The organism is Thermogladius calderae 1633 (genome assembly GCF_000264495.1).
GTDB classification, from domain to species: Archaea; Thermoproteota; Thermoprotei_A; order Sulfolobales; family Desulfurococcaceae; genus Thermogladius; species Thermogladius calderae.
Genome location: NC_017954.1, coordinates 891,347 through 906,956 on the forward strand (window position 1 = coordinate 891,347; position 15,610 = coordinate 906,956).

Below are 15,610 nucleotides of genomic sequence, written 5' to 3' on the forward strand. Positions count from 1 at the left end.
CCCTCTTTTATTAGGGCTCTGGTAGTGGCCAAGTGTAGCCTTTGCGGCAGGCCAGCGGTGTACGTCAACAGGGTCAACAAGACCGCTTACTGCAGGCAGCACTTCATCGAGTACTTTGAGAGGAAAGTGAAGAAGACGATACGTAAGTACAGGATGCTGGGCAAGACCGAGCACATAGTCGTCGCGGTCAGCGGCGGCAAGGACTCGATGGCCCTACTCTACTTCCTATGGAAGATGTCCAAGAAGAACCCCGGGTGGAGGGTGTCGGCCCTCATCGTAGACGAGGGGATAAGGGGGTACAGGGAGTACACCATAGCGAACTTCCTCAGAGTAAACGAGAGACTGGGCGTCCCCTACAAGATAGCCTCCTTCAAAGAGTACTTCGGGATGACGCTCGACGAGATAGTGGAGGAGGGTAGGAGGAGGGGCCTCCCCTACCTCCCGTGCGCTTACTGCGGGGTTTTCAGGAGGTACCTCTTGAACAAGGTGGCGAGGGAGATGGGCGGTACAGTACTGGCTACGGCGCACAACATGGACGACGTCGTCCAGACCTTCATAATGAACCTAGCGAAGGACACGCTAGACAAACTGGCCAGGCTCGCGCCCGTCACGGGCATCGCGTCGCACGAGAAGTTCGTGAGGAGAATAAAGCCGTTCATAGAGGTGACGGAGAAGGAGACCAGCATATACGCGCTGTTGAACGGGCTGATAGAGCCCGAGTACCACAAGTGCCCGTACGCCGAGTTCAACGTCAGGTTCAAGATAAGGAAGATGATCAACGAGCTCGAGGAGGCCCAGCCCGGCACTAAGAACAGCCTGCTGAACAGCTACCTGAGTATAGTCCGCCTGCTAGGCGAGAAGAGGCAGGTCGGGGAGGTGAAGACCTGTAAGATATGCGGGGAGCCGTCTTCGCACGATGTCTGTAGGGCGTGCCAGTTCAGGATCGGGCTGGGCATACTGGAGAAGGGAGTCTACGAGTTGAAGAGAGGCCTATGAGCAAGCCTATGTACGTTATTGCCACCAGAGCCTCCAGCGACAAGGACGCGCTAGAGCACGTGGTGGAGAGGTTCTACCCGGGTTGGGGTATACAGGTCGTCTCGCTGGGCGGGGTCAGGTCCAGCGAAGCGCTCGCCGAGGGCCTCCAGGGGCTCGACGGTAGGGCTCTCTACAAGCTCTACATCGCCAACAAGGAGGACGCGGAGTCCGGTGTCCTCCCCTCCCGGTACTCGCCTACGACCGTAGTCCACGTCGTCGGGAAGGCCAGGGTGAGGAACATGAGGCTGGAGGAGATACGCCACGAAGTCGAGAAGGCCCGCGCCAAGCTCCGGCTACGCTTGTACTTCGAAAACGGCTCCTACAAGTTCGCCCCTACCCTACCGATCGCTAGACCGGTCTTGGAGGAGCCGGAGGTGTACCACGACATAATGGCTTTCAGGGTCCCCGAGTTCGCCAAGAGCGTAGTAGGGCTGGAGCCCGGTTGGTACATTGCTCTAAGGGACGTTGGTGGGCGCCACGTAGTATTCAGCAGGGGAGAGCCGGCGGGGTTCTTCAAGATAAGAGACAACCTTGGGGTCGAGCCTTACAATGGGCGTAAGCCCGAGAGCGTGAACATCGTAGACTTGGCTGAGGCCAATAGAGAGTTCGTTCTGAAGCTAGTGGAGGCGACCCTGGACTGGGTGAAGAGCCTCGGCGACTACGACCACGTCCTAGTCCCGTGGAGCGGTGGCAAGGACAGTACTATGGCGCTCTACCTCGCGCTAAAGTTGTTCGGGAGAAGCAGGGTGAGCCCGGTCTTCGTCGACATCGACGTCGACTTCCCGGAGAACAAGCTCTTCGTCGAGGAGGTCTCCAGCCAGCTCGGTATAGACTTGGTCGTGAAGAGGCTCGAGCTCAAGCCTCACCTACTCGTCAACGGGCTACCAGAGCACTCCAACAGGTGGTGTTCGAGGCTCAAGGTCTCCAAGTTAGAGGAGGCCTATGGGGAGGTCTGCTCAGGCGGCGCGAGGTGTCTCGTGTTAGTTGGGGACAGAGACGTCGAGTCGGAGTCCAGGAGCTCCAAGCCCCCGTTCTTCACCAAGGGCAACCTCACTTACGCCTACCCGCTCAAGCAGTGGAGTACTCTTCTCCTACAGGTCGCCACCGTAGTACTGGGAGTACCCTTGAACCCGCTCTACGAGCAGGGGTTCTACAGGCTGGGCTGCTACATCTGCCCCTCGTTGAGGGGTTGGGAGGTGGAGCTGATAAAAAACTCGCCTAGGCTAAACTGGCTTCTAGGAGAGGAGTCTTTCCGGGAGTTCCTGAAGAAAAGGGAGTTCACTTCGAACTCTTGAGTTCGTTTATCCTCTCCTCAACTCTCCTAAGCGTCTCCTGGAGGTAGCTCTTGAGGCTCTCAAGGTACTGTAGCTCGGCTTCCCTACTCCAAGTAGCCGCAGGAGGTGGTGTTTGCGGTGTTGCCCACCACAGGTACCAACCGGGCCTCATCCACGGGGGTAGGTGGCTCCAAGGTCCATGACCCGGCCACGGCCCGTAAGGTCCTCTCCACCACATTCGCCTCACCGAATTTAGAAACATATTTCATTATCTTATAAACCTTTCGGTCGCAAGTGTGCGGCGCGAGGCCACTTCACTCTACAGGTCTCTCGACTATCTTGAAAGGCCTCCTGTAGAAGATGGCCTCCGCGAGCTTCCTCCTCCCCGAGTTCAGGATCCTCCAGAATGTGGCCTCTGAGACCCCCATTTTCGCGGAGGCATCGCGTACACTCAGGCCTTCAAGGTATGCGAGGCGGAAGGCCTCTACCTCGTCCTCGTATAAGACCACGACCTCCTGGGGGAGTGAGGCGTCTTCACGCTCTACGGGGACGTACACGACACCGTAGTACCTGTACTCGACGAACCGGGGGATGAGAGGCCTCCCTGGCCCCGGCCAGAACCTCCCGTGGCGAGCGCCGTGGCGTCTCCCGTGTCTAGGCAAGGGGACACCTTCGAAGCGGGTTTCTGTAAGGTGATGTTAGTCAAAAATACGTTATGCGAGGGATTTAATTGTTTCGCGCAGGATTCTCAGTCCCTCCTTGGCCTCCTCCTCGCTAATGACGAGCGGGGGTATGAGCCTTATAGAGCTCTTCCCACACCCCAGCAGGACTAGGCCTCTCCTCAGCGCCTCCCTTACGACCCTGTTCCTGAAGTCCACGTCGGGCTTCCTGCTCCTCTTGTCGGTGACGAGCTCCAGACCCCACGCTAGCCCCAGGCCCCTGACGTCGCCGACCTTCTCGAATTCCTCCTTCAGCTTAACCAGCTCGTCCCTGAACAGCCCTTCAAGGTTCCTGACGTTCGGTAGGAGTGTCTTGACTACCTCTACGACTTTAAGTGCGACTACCGAGGCGAGAGCGTTACCGCCGAAAGTGTTGCTGTGCATCCCGGGCTGCTTGAAGTCTAGATCGGACCTGAATATGGCTGCGCCGATGGGTACGAGGCCGCCGCTTAGGGACTTCGCTGTGGTGATGATGTCGGGGACGACACCGAAGTGCTCGATGGCCCACATCGCACCCGTCCTCCCCAGCCCCATCTGGACCTCGTCGTCTATTAGGAGGATCCCGTAGTTCCTCGCAAGCTTCGAGAGCTCGGTGAAGAAGTTCTTGGGGGGTACAACGTAGCCGCCCTCGCCCTGGATCGGCTCGAAGAAGATGCCCGCGAACTCGTCCCATGGTGCGAGCTTGTCGAACACGTACTCCTCGATAAACTCGATCACCCTGTTGACCAGCTCGTCCGGGTGCTCGTACCCGTCGATCCCCCAAGGGTTCCTGTACGGGTTGGGGTACGGCACGTAGAACACGCCGGGCATCCACGGGAACTGCCTCTTCTTCTGCACACTCTTACTGGCCGTTAATGCCAGCGCACCATGGGTCCTCCCGTGGAACCCGCCGATGAAACTTATGAAGAGAGGCCTCCCAGTCGATGTCTTGGCGATCTTGAGGGCGGCCTCGTTCGCCTCCGTCCCGCTGTTGCCGAAGAAGACCTTCTTCGGGAACTCGCCTGGCGTCTCCTCGGCGAGCTTCATGGCTAGCCTGACCTGGTATGGGTTGTAGAAGTCCGTGCCGGCCGCGTGTGCAAGGACGCTAGCTTGTTCTACAAGGGCCTTTACCACCTCGGGGTGGCTGGGGTAGCCGAGGTTGTTCACCCCGATACTGCTAGAGAAGTCTAGGTACTTGTTGCCGTCGACGTCGTATAACCACACGCCCTCTCCTCTCTCGATCACCAGTGGGAGGTTCTCCGGGTCGTGAGTCGTCGTCGCGACGTACTTGTGGTGCAGGTAGATCCACTCCCTCGACTTTCCACTCATTCTACTCAACCCTTCGGCATTGTATGATTTATACGCCTACGGTTTATATAGTAGAGCTTTGCCTAGCCTATACGCGAATAACGAAGCGTAGCAGAGGTGGTTCAGGACTATATCCTCCTGACGTGGGGGAACCCGAGGACGTCGACGAGCTCCTTCATAACGGCCAGCGTGGCGACCACGAGAGCCTCCCTGAATGCCCTCGCCTCCGGGTCCGGCTCGCCCATCACCCTGTGGGACTCGTAGAACTTGTTCACCAGGTTGCTGAGGCTCATCGCGTACTCTAAGACCCTATTGGGCTTCAACTCCCTATACGCGGACAAGACGACTCTCTCGAACTCGGCTAGTGCGTCCAGGATCTGCTCCTCGACCTCGCTGGGCTTGTAGCCGCCCCACTCGAGCGAGGAGGCCTCGGACTTAAGCCTCTCCATGTTCTCCAGAGGCTCCAGCCCCTTCAGCTTCCTTAGGATGCTCTGTAGCCTCACGTAGGAGTAGAGCACCGTCGAGCCGTATAGGGCCTCCTCCAGTCTAGACGGGTCGAAGGACAGCACCTTGAAGGGCTCTACGGAGAGTAGGAGGCCTCTGGCGTTGGCGACCGCCAACTCTCTCAGGGTCTTCTCGACGTCCTCCCGAGCCGCCGGCTCTAGCGCCTTGGACTTCCCGGTCTCGTAGTAGACCTTCGAGACGACCGCGTAGTAGTCCTCAACCAGCTCGTCGAGCGTGTAGTAGACCCCCCGCCTACCGCTCATCCTCATACCCTTCAGCTTCACGAGCTCGTAGACGAAGTGCACCAGGTTCCTGGCCTCCCTCTCGTATCCGAGCAGGTATAGGAGGGCCTTCACCTGCTTCTGCTCCCTCGACTGCTCGCTGGCTATGACGTTATAGACAATGTCGGCGCCCGTCTCCCTGAACTTGAACACGCTGTAGGATACGTCCCTCGTCACGTACAGGGTAGTCCCGTCGCTCCGCTCGATGATGAACTTGCCCGGCCTGTCGGGGCTGAAGAGCTCCCTGACAAAGCCGCAGTCCTCGGCAGCCTGGTCTAGGTCTACAAGTAGTGCGCCTGCCTCCCTCCTCGCGAATGGCTTCGACTCCACTACCTTCACGACCTCGTGCGCCCCCTTCAGGACCTCCTTGGAGCTCTCCCAGTCGAAGGCGTCGAAGTGGATGTTGAGTCTGTCGAGGGTCTCCTTGAACCCCTTGACCACGCTCTCCGAGACCTCGTGGAACAGGCTCAGGGTAGCCGGGTCCTCCTCCTCGCACCTCTTCATGAGCTTCTTGACATCGTCCAGAGCCTTCCTGTCGTCGAGGATCCTGGAGGACAGGGCTAGGTAGACTTCGGGTGCCCGCACAGCGAGCCTCCTGACCAGGAAGGACACCTTCGCGTGCTCCCTCGACAACTCGGTGTACCGATCCAAGCTGTCCTTCAAGGCCTTCAACTCAGCCGCGTTCGCGAGGGCCTTCTCGAGACCCGACAGGACCGTTGTTAGTCTCCTCGCGACCTTGGCCGCGCTCTTGTTGAGAGACCTCATAGCTAGCAGAGACCTGAGTTCGTCTAGGGCGCTCCTAGGCACAGCCCCCTCTCTCTCCGCCCACTCAACGAACCTAGCCAGCGCCTCCCAATACGCCTTCTCCGCCTCCTTGACCTCTCTCAGCAGTCTCCTCTCCTCGATTAGCAGGTTCGTCAGCGCGTAGACTATGCCGTACCAGTGGTCTGTCTTGAACTCCCCGCCGGGCTGGACGCCGGCCTCTTTGAGGATTGAGACGCCGTACACTAGGAACGCGACCTGCCTGCCCATGTCGTTCACGTAGAACCTCCTGCTCACTCTGAACCCTAGTTTAGACAGCAGCCTCGCGAAAGTGTCGCCGATGACGCTGTTCCTCCCGCTACCCACGTGTAGGGGGTGGACGGGGTTCGCGCTCGTGTGCTCCACGACCACGACCCTCCCTCCGCCCACGCTCCTCAGCCTCTCCTCAACCCCTCCGCGGAGTACGTCGTCTAGGACTACCCTGGCGAGCCTGTTGAAGTCGATCGTCAGGTTCAAGTAGCCGTTGACAAACTCGGCTCTTGCCACGTAGCACTCGTCCTTGTACTTGCTGGAGGTGAGCGCCTCTATCAGCCTCCCGGCCGCGTGCGGCCAGTCCTTCTGGTCTACGCCGCCTAGCTTAAACAAGTAGTGGAGGGCGATGGAGTAGTCCCCGATGCTCTGGGAGGGGGGCCTCGACACCTTTAGCCTGCCCGTCTCGAAGGCCTCCTCGACCGCCCGCCTGTCTACACCGATCGTTGCGGGCGCGAGATCGGCAACGGCCTCGCTCAAGCACCTCGCTATGTAGCCCTGCGGTTTACTCATCCACCACTCCCAGCGTAGCCTTACCTAAACTTAGTATTGAAGATATTAAAACTGTTCACTAAGAAAAAGGCAAGGCCTAGGCCGAGGATACGAGCTCGGCTAGCTTCTTCTTGAACCTGGCCCACCACTCCACGACCGACTTCTCTCCCTCGACAGAGAACTTCTCCGTCCACGTCTTGTTAGCGTACTCGGCGGCTGCCTTGGTCATGTAGTCGAACACCTTCCTGCTCTCCCACAAGGTGGGCTCGGCGGTGTGTGACTGGTACTCGGCGAGCCTCTTGTATAGCCTCTTGTAGAACTGGAGGGTGTCTTTCAGACCGTAGTAGTCGGCATACAGCGAGGGTAGTAGCTTCTCTGCCCAGCCCCTGTGGAACCTGCAGACCCCGGAGTCGTCTATCATCAGCTCCATTACAGCCCTCTCGTAGCTCTTGGCCGCGAACTCCTCCGGGTCTAGGAAGACGCCTGTGTAGAGCGTCCAGTACCTCCCAAGGACTGGTAGAGGGGCCACCATGCCGGGCGTCCAGTAGAAGTTCGGGGTTATGTGCCCTTCCTCGCCGAACGAGGCGTAGACCGCGAGGTCTACGAATCTAGTCTTTCTCTCCTTAGTCCTTTCCTCGTAGAGGAGGTCCAGCACTTTGGCGGCCGACCTGAGACCTCTATCGGCGATGAGCCTCAGTATGGGGTTTGTGCCCCAGGCCATCGACTCGATGACATCCTCTGCGAGGTCGGCGTTGGTCTTGCTGTGTTCCACCGTGTAGTTGAGCGGGTTGAAGGACGGCTTTCTGCTTAGCGAGACCTCCTCGGGTCTGAGCAACCCGTTCTCCAAGGCTTCGAACACGAACGCGATCAGGTTGCCGAGCTCTATTGCGTCGAAGCCGTAGGCGTCGGCTAGCTCGACGAGTCTCTCGGCCTCGTGGAGGTCGAAAACGCCTATCATGGGCCCGAGGCCGTTGTAGGGCTCGTAGTCGGTCTTGTACTTCCCCTTCCTCACCTTCTTGCACGCGACGGGGCACGGCTCGCCGCACGTCTTCCAGCTCTTCGACTCGATAGCCTCCTTGTTAAAGGGCTCCCAGTAGTACTTCATTATGTAGTTGAAGAGCTTCTCGCGCACATCGTTGGGGAGGTAGATCATGTTCCAGTTGAACATCGGCGTCTGCGTCCTTAGGTGGGGGTAGTTGGAGCCGAAGGTGCCCCCGGTGTTCAGTTTGGGGTCGAACCTGTACTTGGTCCCCGCCTCGATCACCGCATTTATGTACGGCTTCCCCAGCTTCTTAACAGTGTAGTCGCTGATCGCCCTGAGCTCGGTCATCTCTCTGGGCAGGTCTGCCGACCTGTCGTAGCTACCGCTGTACGCAATAGCGGCTACGTTGTGCGCCCTCAACAAGACGCTACCTGGCCCGCCTCTCGCTGCGAGGTCCTCGCTCCCGTAGTCTATCTCGCCATTGAAGAGCGTCGCCGAGAAGAGCGCGCCCAGGCTCGTGTACTTGGACGCGGGGCCGACGGCCACAACCCTACTGAGGCCCCCCTTGAAGAAGTCGGGGTGCTTGTCGACCACGTACTTCGTCAGGGCGTAGGTGCCCTTGAGCCCCCTGTAGCCCCTCCACACGCTCTCCAGCTCGCTATCCTCCAATTCGCTGAAGGAGACCTCTACAGCACCATCCTTGTGGCCCCTCAGGAGTACTATTGTGGGCCTGCCGGCCGCCCCATCTACCACTATGCTGTGGAGTCTTGCGGCTAGTTGGTAGGCCGCCCCGCCCATCGCGGCCACGTGGAGTCCGCGGGTCAGCGGGCTCCTGAATACAGCGACCAGCCTGTGGACTCCGTAGAGCTTGCTCCCCGCAACTAGTCCAGTGCCGATCACGAGGGCGTTGTCGGGGTGGTAGACCGGCTTCTTCCACGACTCGTAGACTTCGCTGTGTAGCTTTACGCCGAGGCTTACCGGCCCCCTGACCTCGCTCAGGTCGTACTCTGCCAGCCTAGACGTCTTTTCGCCTGGGTTGACGAAAACAACCCTGTACTTCAGGCTCACCCGTAAACACCCCTGTTAACGCTATTTCCAATTCTCTATTCAAGCGGTTTTAAACAATAGCCCTCCAATGCGTTTTGTCTTTTTCAACATGTGTTTAAACGCGTGGACTATACGGGGGGCGGCCGCCTTAACACTTAAAAATCCTGGTCGTTGAATAATAGAAGAGCCAATCGTGAGATGAAGCGCGGTAGTGGCCATGGAAATTCTGTGGATCCTAGTAGCCGGGTTAGGGGCGTTCCTCGTCGCGTGGATCGACGGGGCGAACAACGCAGCTAACAGTATAGGCGCCCCCATCGGCTCGGGGGCCCTCAGCCTGAGGAGGGCGCTCGTCTTCGCCTCGATATTCGAGTTTGTTGGAGGCGTGATCTACGGGCGCTTCGTATCGGTGACCTTGCTCAAGGGTATCGTAGACGTAAACGCCGTGAGGCCGGCGGACCTGATCATCGGCATGAGCGTGGCGCTCGTCGTGACAGGAGTGCTGGTGACCCTAATAACGAGGATGAGGATCCCGATGAGCATAAGCCAGTCCATAGTAGGGGGGATAATAGGCTTCGGCCTAGCGGCAGGGGGGGTCAACGCCGTCCTCTGGCCCGAGGTCTCGTTCATCGTCGCCGCGTGGGTGCTGGTACCCTTCCTCGGTATAGCCGTGGGGTTCGCCGAGTACAAGTTGTTCAGCCAGGTGAGGAGGTTCGTGACCGGTAAAAGGGCGCTACTGTCTGGCAGCGTCCTCTTCTACCTCACCGTCTTCATGGCGATATTCCTATACCTGCTCGAGTCGGCGAGCCTTGAGAACCTTGTATACTCCCTAACCCTTGGCCTACTAGGAGCGGCGCTACTGACCGGGGTGTACTACCGCTACGTCTCGAGGAGGATGCCCGAGGACGACATCGAGGCCAGGGACTTCGTGTACAAGACCCTCCTCATCTCCAGCTCTGCTACGATGGCCTTCAGCCACGGGGCGCACGACGTGTCCAACCCGAGCGGCCCACTGACAGGCGTACTGCTCACGGTGTTCACGGGCCAGGTGCCGAGCGGGAAAGTCGACATCCCATACCCCGTCACAGTCTTCTCAGCGCTCGGCATTGCTACGGGGATACTGACGTGGGGCTACAGCGTAGTGGAGACGATAGGCGAGAGGATAACCCCGCTGAGCGTCGAGTCGGCTTTTGTCGCCCAGTTCTCTGCGTCCCAGCTGGTGCTAGTCGTCACGAGGCTCGGGATCCCGACCTCTACGACGGGGGCGATAGTAGGGGCGATAGCTGGCGTGGGGCTGGCCCGTGGAGTCTCCTTCGTTAACATGAGGCTCGTGGCCAAGATAATAGGCTTCTGGTTCCTCGGGGTCGCCTTAACAGCTCTCGCGACGTTCGGGCTGGTCTACACGATCATCTCTATCTGAAGCCAGGTCGTTATGAGGATGTGGAGGTAGTCGGCCGCCTCGGCACAGGAGTCAACAGCGTTCTCGAGGTCCTTGTTGAAGTCGTGTATCAGTATGGCGAGGGTACTCGGCTTGATCACGTCCGCGTAAACGATGAGCTTCCCCCTGTTGTCGACGTCCACTCTGTCCGCCTCCTCTTCGATCTCCAGGACCTTGTTTACCAGCTCTAGGGCGCGCTTGTGCTCCCCGGTGATCAGCCTCTCGGTCGCCTCGGCCACGTGACTGGCTGCCTGCAGCACCATGTCTGCCAGCCTGTTTAGCCCGTCCCTTATAGGGGAGGGTACCTCGAGGTAGGGCATGATCGTGAGCTCCCTGGCGGCCTCCTTGACGTTGTCGCTTATCGCGTCGAGTCTCTTGATGAAGTGGAGTATGTCCTCCTTGACGCTCGGCTCTAGCCTCGAGTTCTCGATGACCTCTATAAGCCTGAGCCTGCTCTTGTTGGCCTCGCTCCTAGCCTTCACGACCTCGGCCAGGAGGCTCCTAGCCTCGCCGACTCTGACCTCGTTGAGGAGCTTCAGAGACTTCCTGAAGAGGTCTATGGACTTGATGAGGTTCTTGAGGTAGTCCCTAAGAGACTCCAGCGCCTCCTCCGGCATTATGTCGCTGAGAGATATCGGCACTATACCACCATACAGGTCTATATTAACCCACCCTCTTATAATAACCCCCGTGTATGGAGATGAGCGGGAAGGGGGCTATCGGCCTACCCGAGCCCGACAAAGAGACCTGCTTGTCCAGGCTGCTCTCGGCGAGGAGGAGTGTTAGGAGGTTCAGGGACAGGCCTCTAGATTTGAGAACCGTCTCGCAGCTTCTCTGGGTGTCGTACGGCTACGTCACCTCCAGGAGGAGGGTGGTCCCGTCCGCCGGCGCGTTGTACCCCATGGAGGTCTACCTGGCGGTGAAGACGAACGGTGTAGAGGGGCTCGACCCGGGTGTGTACCTCTACGAGCCGGAGTCGCACGGGCTGCGCCTAGTCAGGTCTGGGGACCCGGCCGGCGACCTCTACGAGGCGTGCCTGAGGCAGATGTCGGTCAAGGAGGCCCCAATAAACATCGTGGTAGTGGGGGTACCTGAGAGGATCGTTGCGTGGTACGGCGACCGGGGCTACCAGTACATGGTGTTGGAGGCGGGGCACATCGGGCAGAACATATACTTGGCCGCTACGGAGATGAGCCTCGGCACCGTGGCTATAGGGGCCTTCGACGACGACCACGTGAGGAGGGTCCTCGGCCTCCGCGAGAGCTACGTCCCCCTTTACATCTTCCCCGTCGGCTACCCGAGGTGAGTCACGGCTTCCCAGACTTGAGCGATAGGAACTTCTCCACTGGGGCCACCGTCAGGGTGGCGAGCCTCCTCCTGTGGTACAGCTTGACGCACCTAACGTACACCACGTAGTCCGGGTGGGTTAGCGAGACCTGCCTCTTGACCCTCTCCGCTATGACTCTTATTGCGTCGCTCGTGTGTGCCGGGAGCCTCGTCTCCCTCCAGTACAGTCTGCCGTGGAGCGTCACCCTGTAAGTCTTGTCGACGGGTATCTTCTCCTCCGCCAGCCTGCCGGCCTCCTCGGCCACCACCTCCACGAAGGGGTCTAGGACCACGTCCACGGGTACTACCCTGTAGATGAGCGGCGACAAGGTGGCGCCCCTCAGCGTGTCCACGGCCTTGTAGGGGTCGGGGACTTTCGCGAGTATTACGGAGGGCCCCGTGTCCACGACCGTTAGGTCTCCTAACAGCCTCCTGAGCTCGCTTAGTACAGCCCTGTAGTTCTCGCCGCCCTGCTCGTGGGTTATAATCAGGTTGAAAGACAAGCCCTCAACCCTTCCAGACCTAAGCGTTAAATTGATGATAGCGTTTGATAAGCTTATAAAATTGGGCTGGACCCAGCTATGCCGGTATACGTTGTGACGGTCAGCGGGGAGATACCCTTAAGGTCTTCGAGGACCAGGCCGAGGTTCTACAGGAGGCTGGTCGAGAACCTGAGGGACGCTGTGGAGAGAGCCGGCGGCAGGGTCCTGGGGCACGAGGTGGTCGAGGCTAAGGTGGTCTTGAGGACGGACGTCGACGTCACGGAGGCGTTGTCAAAGGTCTTCGGCGTCCACAGAGTGGGGGTTGTCGCGGAGTACCAGTTCAAGGACTTGAAGGACCTGGTCGCGTGGGCGAGCAGCGAGGCCAGGGACCTCGTGGCTAACAAGAGGTTTGCTGTGAGAGTCAAGAGGAGCGGCTCCCACGACTTCACCTCCCTGGACGTGGCGAGGGAGGTGGGGGCGGCCCTAAAGGAGTACTCGGCCGGCGTGGACCTTGAGAACCCGGAAGTCACGGTGGAGATAGAGGTCAGGGGGAGTAGGGCCTTCATCTACAAGAGGGCCGCCGAGGGGCCCGGCGGCCTGCCGGTGGGTGTCGAGGGGAGGGCCCTAGCCCTGTTCAGCGGCGGCTTCGACTCCCCGGTAGCGGCCTGGCTGGTAGCCAAGAGGGGTGTTCAAGTAGACTTCCTACACTTCACCCTGGGGTCTACGAGGGCCACTTACCTAGCCTTCAAGGTGGCCAGGGAGCTATCGAGCAAGTGGCTGCACGGCTACAGGCCCAGGTTCGTGGTAGTGGACTTCAGGAAGGTCGTGGCAGAGGTCGCCTCGAAGGTCAGCTGGCCCATGAGGCAGGTGGTCCTGAGGGCGCTGATGTACACCGCGGCGAGTAGGCTGGCGGTGGCGGGCGGCTACAACGCCATAGTTACGGGGGAGTCCATAGGGCAGGCTTCGAGCCAGACCCTCAGGAACCTCCAAGCCGTGGAGGAGTATGCTAAGCCCTCTAGACCAGTCCTCAGGCCGCTTCTGGGCTTCGACAAGGAGGAGATAGTGGCGCTCTCGAGGAGGATAGGGTTCTACGAGCTGTCATCCAAGGTCCCCGAGGCCTGCGCAATAGCGCCGAGCAGGGTCGAGACCCACGCTACAGCTGGGATGGTGGAAGAGGAGGTGAGGAAAGTAGACATGTCCCTGGTCGAGAAGGCGGTTGAGGGGGCCAGGTCCTTCGATACGTTGTCCTCGAGACCAGATGACGTGATACCGAGCGACGACGTCGAGATCGACTTCATACCAGAGGACGCCCTGTTAGTAGACGCCAGGGAGTGGAGGGGGGTAGACGACGGGTCTCTACCGGGCGCGATACCTCTCTCCAGGTTAGACCCGGACAATGTGCCCCGCGACAAGGTGGTGGTCGTTTTCTGCGACACGGGCGCGATTAGCACTATTGTAGCAGAGATGTTGAGGAAAAAAGGGTTGAGGGCTTACAGCCTCAGGGGCGGGCTGAAGAGGTGCGGTGAAGGAGGCTAGTTGTGGTTCTCGTAGTCCAAGGTCAAGAACTCGCTTAAGGAAAAGACCGCCTTGAAGCGGGAGATTATCTCAGCCCTCCAAGCGACCTCGTCGTAGTCCTCGTTGATCTGCCTATACGCCTCCACTACGTGGTCCAAGACGGGCATTATGGGCGTCTCGCGCTCGTAGACAACCCTGTCCTCCACTTCGTCGTATATGACCGTGAGGTCACGGTCGCTGAACCTGTAGACGTTGATCAAAAGCCACCTCCTATCCTTCCCTCTGTAAAAGACCTCGGTGTGAACCAGCTTGGGCTCGACATCCACGAACCCCGACATCTTCTCCCCACTTTATTCCTCATTAGAGAGGGCTCCTTACTATAGTGGGGGTGTTTTAAACCTTGCGGAGAGACTTCCGCGGTGTTATAATACAGTATACGCCCTGAACACGGTATGCATCCCCTCAAGTCCACAGGATACTATTTAAAGCCCCACCTAGAATATAGTGTCTGTGAAGGGCCCGTCGCCTAGCCAGGATAGGGCGCCGGCCTCCTAAGCCGGAGGCCCGGGGTTCGAATCCCCGCGGGCCCGCGTACGCTTATTAAAGTACTTGATAACCGAGGCCCGGGTCGACTAGCGTTAAAAAGGGTTTCGTTGACGCGGGTTTCTAAGCCGCCTTCCTCTCTAGGACGACTACTCCCTCAGGGTTCTTCAACCTTAGAGCCAGGCTTGACCAGACCCTGAAGACGTGGTAGCCGTCCTCGGGCCCTATGTAGTCTACTTCGGCGTTGCCTCCGTAGACCACGTCTACCACGCCCTGTGTCGCCGAGACCAGTATCCCCTTCCCCTCGGGCAGGCTAGGGGTCGCCGCGACATCGTCCACCAGCGCCTTAACCCTCTCCAGGTCTGTCACCCCTGTCTTCTCGCTCACGGAGAGTAGCCTGGCGTAGTCGGCGGGGTTTAGGAAGAGCACGTACGGCCTAGGCAGTCCTTTGCCGGCGAGGTACGCGACCGCCCTCGCCACGTCCGCGGGTGCCTGCCCAGGCGTCTCCCAGCCGCCCATCTCTAGCCTGACCCCACCCTTCTCTAGCAGCGTGGAGGCGACCAGCCGGTCCTCCTCTTGTGCTAGCGTGTAGGCGGCCTTGAGCCCCTCGGGCACCTCGAGCAGGCTGTTAGTGGCTACGGCGTAGTCTACAGCCCTCTGCGAGACGCGGAACCTGAAACTCAGCTCCTTGAGCGGCAGTACACTCCTACCCTCCGCCACCGACTCCACCGGCACCGCCTCCACACCTCTCCCGGCGGTCACCGAGGGTAGCCTCCTAGCGACCGCCCTCGCGCTGGCCACCGCCTCCTTCACTCTGGAGGCCACGGCTTCCTCGAGCCTTAGCTCGGCCTTAGCGGGACCGCCAGCCACCTGGCCGCCGTCGGGGGCTCTAAGCCCTGTCAACTCCTCGACCTCCCTCGCCCCCTTCTCCAGCTCTGCGACCTGCTCCGGGTCCATGGACTTCAGTAGGGCCAGGAACTCGCCTACGTGAGTCTTCTCCTCCCTCGCTATGTCCTCGAAGACCCTCCTGACCTTCTCGTCGTCGATGCTCCTAGCCAGCTGGAGGTAGAGGCTTATTGCGTCGAGCTCGGCTATTATGGCCAGGCGGAGGGCGTCGGCGACCTCCTCCTTGCTTAGCCTCCTCCCAGGAGGGAGTTCTAGGGGGTGTTTGGACAACACTTGTGCAACTCACCTAAGTAGAGTATTACCGCGAAAAATAAAAAATATTGCTCACGCTCGGACGTTGCGTTCTACCGGGGGTGCGCTAGTGGACCCCGTGCCCCTGCTCCCGCGCGTATAGGCGCGCTTCCAGCGTTCTACGAGACTTTCCTCCTGCGCCTCTTGTAGGATCCGGCGGGCATTACCTCCATTATCTTCTCGTACAGGCCTATGTACACGTAACCCTGCTCTGTGACGTAGTAACCCGACCCTCTTCCCGCGCCCTCTCTGTAGACAAGGCCGAGGCCCTCCATGAGGGCGAGGACTTTACTGCACCTGTCGAGTGGGAGGCCGCTGGCTGTGCACACCCTCGTCTTGAGGGCTGGCTGTTCGTCTCTTATGGCTGTCAACAACTCGTACACGATGTCGTGGTGGCAGCGCTTCGCCCTCGCCAGCATA

15 protein-coding genes and 1 tRNA gene are annotated in these 15,610 nt (G+C 59.5%); 6 read left to right on the forward strand and 10 right to left on the reverse strand.

What is annotated here, in order from left to right; translation table 11 throughout:
* Positions 1 to 24: 24 nt before the first annotated feature.
* Entirely contained in the window at positions 25 to 996 is a 972-nt protein-coding gene (locus TCELL_RS04955) for a TIGR00269 family protein (protein ID WP_048163212.1), read from the forward strand.
* A complete protein-coding gene (locus tag TCELL_RS07330; RefSeq protein WP_052307225.1) occupies positions 993 to 2,330 on the forward strand; it encodes a phosphoadenosine phosphosulfate reductase domain-containing protein in 1,338 nt (445 codons plus the stop codon). Before TCELL_RS04955 ends, TCELL_RS07330 begins: the two co-directional genes overlap by 4 nt.
* On the opposite strand, the gene TCELL_RS07545 is transcribed toward TCELL_RS07330, so the two are convergent.
* The 5 genes from TCELL_RS07545 to TCELL_RS04980 all read right to left on the reverse strand — a co-directional run bounded on the left by TCELL_RS07545 (position 2,314) and on the right by TCELL_RS04980 (position 8,713).
* A complete protein-coding gene (locus TCELL_RS07545; RefSeq protein WP_238529057.1) occupies positions 2,314 to 2,547 on the reverse strand; it encodes a prefoldin domain-containing protein in 234 nt (77 codons plus the stop codon). The genes TCELL_RS07330 and TCELL_RS07545 overlap by 17 nt on opposite strands.
* A 76-nt stretch (positions 2,548 to 2,623) precedes the next feature.
* A complete protein-coding gene (locus tag TCELL_RS04965; RefSeq protein ID WP_014737629.1) occupies positions 2,624 to 2,971 on the reverse strand; it encodes a DUF134 domain-containing protein in 348 nt (115 codons plus the stop codon).
* Between the two features lie 51 nt (positions 2,972 to 3,022).
* Positions 3,023 to 4,336, reverse strand: coding sequence for an acetyl ornithine aminotransferase family protein (locus tag TCELL_RS04970; protein ID WP_014737630.1), 1,314 nt, complete (start codon positions 4,334 to 4,336; stop codon positions 3,023 to 3,025).
* 107 nt (positions 4,337 to 4,443) lie between these two features.
* Positions 4,444 to 6,684 carry an arginine--tRNA ligase domain-containing protein gene (argS, locus tag TCELL_RS04975; protein ID WP_014737631.1) on the reverse strand — a complete coding sequence of 747 codons (2,241 nt, stop codon included), beginning with the start codon at positions 6,682 to 6,684 and terminating at the stop codon, positions 4,444 to 4,446.
* 76 nt (positions 6,685 to 6,760) lie between these two features.
* Complete coding sequence (locus TCELL_RS04980) at positions 6,761 to 8,713, reverse strand: aldehyde ferredoxin oxidoreductase N-terminal domain-containing protein (protein WP_014737632.1); 1,953 nt, start codon at positions 8,711 to 8,713, stop codon at positions 6,761 to 6,763.
* Between the two features lie 196 nt (positions 8,714 to 8,909).
* On the opposite strand from TCELL_RS04980, the gene TCELL_RS04985 reads away from it, so the two are divergent.
* Positions 8,910 to 10,109, forward strand: coding sequence for an inorganic phosphate transporter (locus TCELL_RS04985; protein ID WP_014737633.1), 1,200 nt, complete (start codon positions 8,910 to 8,912; stop codon positions 10,107 to 10,109).
* On the opposite strand, the gene TCELL_RS04990 is transcribed toward TCELL_RS04985, so the two are convergent.
* Positions 10,088 to 10,768 (reverse strand): DUF47 domain-containing protein, encoded by a 681-nt coding sequence (locus tag TCELL_RS04990; RefSeq protein WP_014737634.1) that lies wholly within the window; start codon positions 10,766 to 10,768, stop codon positions 10,088 to 10,090. The two genes, TCELL_RS04985 and TCELL_RS04990, sit on opposite strands and share 22 nt — an antisense overlap.
* A 53-nt stretch (positions 10,769 to 10,821) precedes the next feature.
* Here TCELL_RS04990 and TCELL_RS04995 point away from each other — a divergent pair, with 53 nt between their 5' ends.
* Entirely contained in the window at positions 10,822 to 11,433 is a 612-nt protein-coding gene (locus tag TCELL_RS04995) for a SagB/ThcOx family dehydrogenase (RefSeq protein ID WP_014737635.1), read from the forward strand.
* 1 nt (position 11,434) lies between these two features.
* Here TCELL_RS04995 and TCELL_RS05000 read toward each other — a convergent pair whose 3' ends face one another.
* A complete protein-coding gene (locus tag TCELL_RS05000) occupies positions 11,435 to 11,956 on the reverse strand; it encodes a THUMP domain-containing protein (protein WP_014737636.1) in 522 nt (173 codons plus the stop codon).
* Positions 11,957 to 12,034: 78 nt separating this feature from the next.
* Here TCELL_RS05000 and thiI point away from each other — a divergent pair, with 78 nt between their 5' ends.
* Positions 12,035 to 13,471 (forward strand): tRNA uracil 4-sulfurtransferase ThiI, encoded by a 1,437-nt coding sequence (gene thiI / locus TCELL_RS05005; RefSeq protein WP_014737637.1) that lies wholly within the window; start codon positions 12,035 to 12,037, stop codon positions 13,469 to 13,471.
* On the opposite strand, the gene TCELL_RS05010 is transcribed toward thiI, so the two are convergent.
* Positions 13,468 to 13,788, reverse strand: a complete 321-nt coding sequence (locus tag TCELL_RS05010) for a hypothetical protein (protein WP_014737638.1) — start codon at positions 13,786 to 13,788, stop codon at positions 13,468 to 13,470. The two genes, thiI and TCELL_RS05010, sit on opposite strands and share 4 nt — an antisense overlap.
* 177 nt (positions 13,789 to 13,965) lie before the next feature.
* On the opposite strand from TCELL_RS05010, the gene TCELL_RS05015 reads away from it, so the two are divergent.
* Positions 13,966 to 14,040: transfer RNA gene (locus TCELL_RS05015), tRNA-Arg, on the forward strand.
* A 76-nt stretch (positions 14,041 to 14,116) separates the two neighbouring features.
* Here TCELL_RS05015 and TCELL_RS05020 read toward each other — a convergent pair.
* Both TCELL_RS05020 and TCELL_RS05025 read right to left on the reverse strand, forming a co-directional pair.
* Positions 14,117 to 15,172: an encapsulin gene (locus TCELL_RS05020; protein WP_014737639.1), complete on the reverse strand. Its 1,056-nt coding sequence runs from the start codon at positions 15,170 to 15,172 to the stop codon at positions 14,117 to 14,119.
* Between the two features lie 137 nt (positions 15,173 to 15,309).
* Entirely contained in the window at positions 15,310 to 15,609 is a 300-nt protein-coding gene (locus tag TCELL_RS05025; RefSeq protein ID WP_014737640.1) for a winged helix-turn-helix domain-containing protein, read from the reverse strand.
* Position 15,610: the final 1 nt, after the last annotated feature.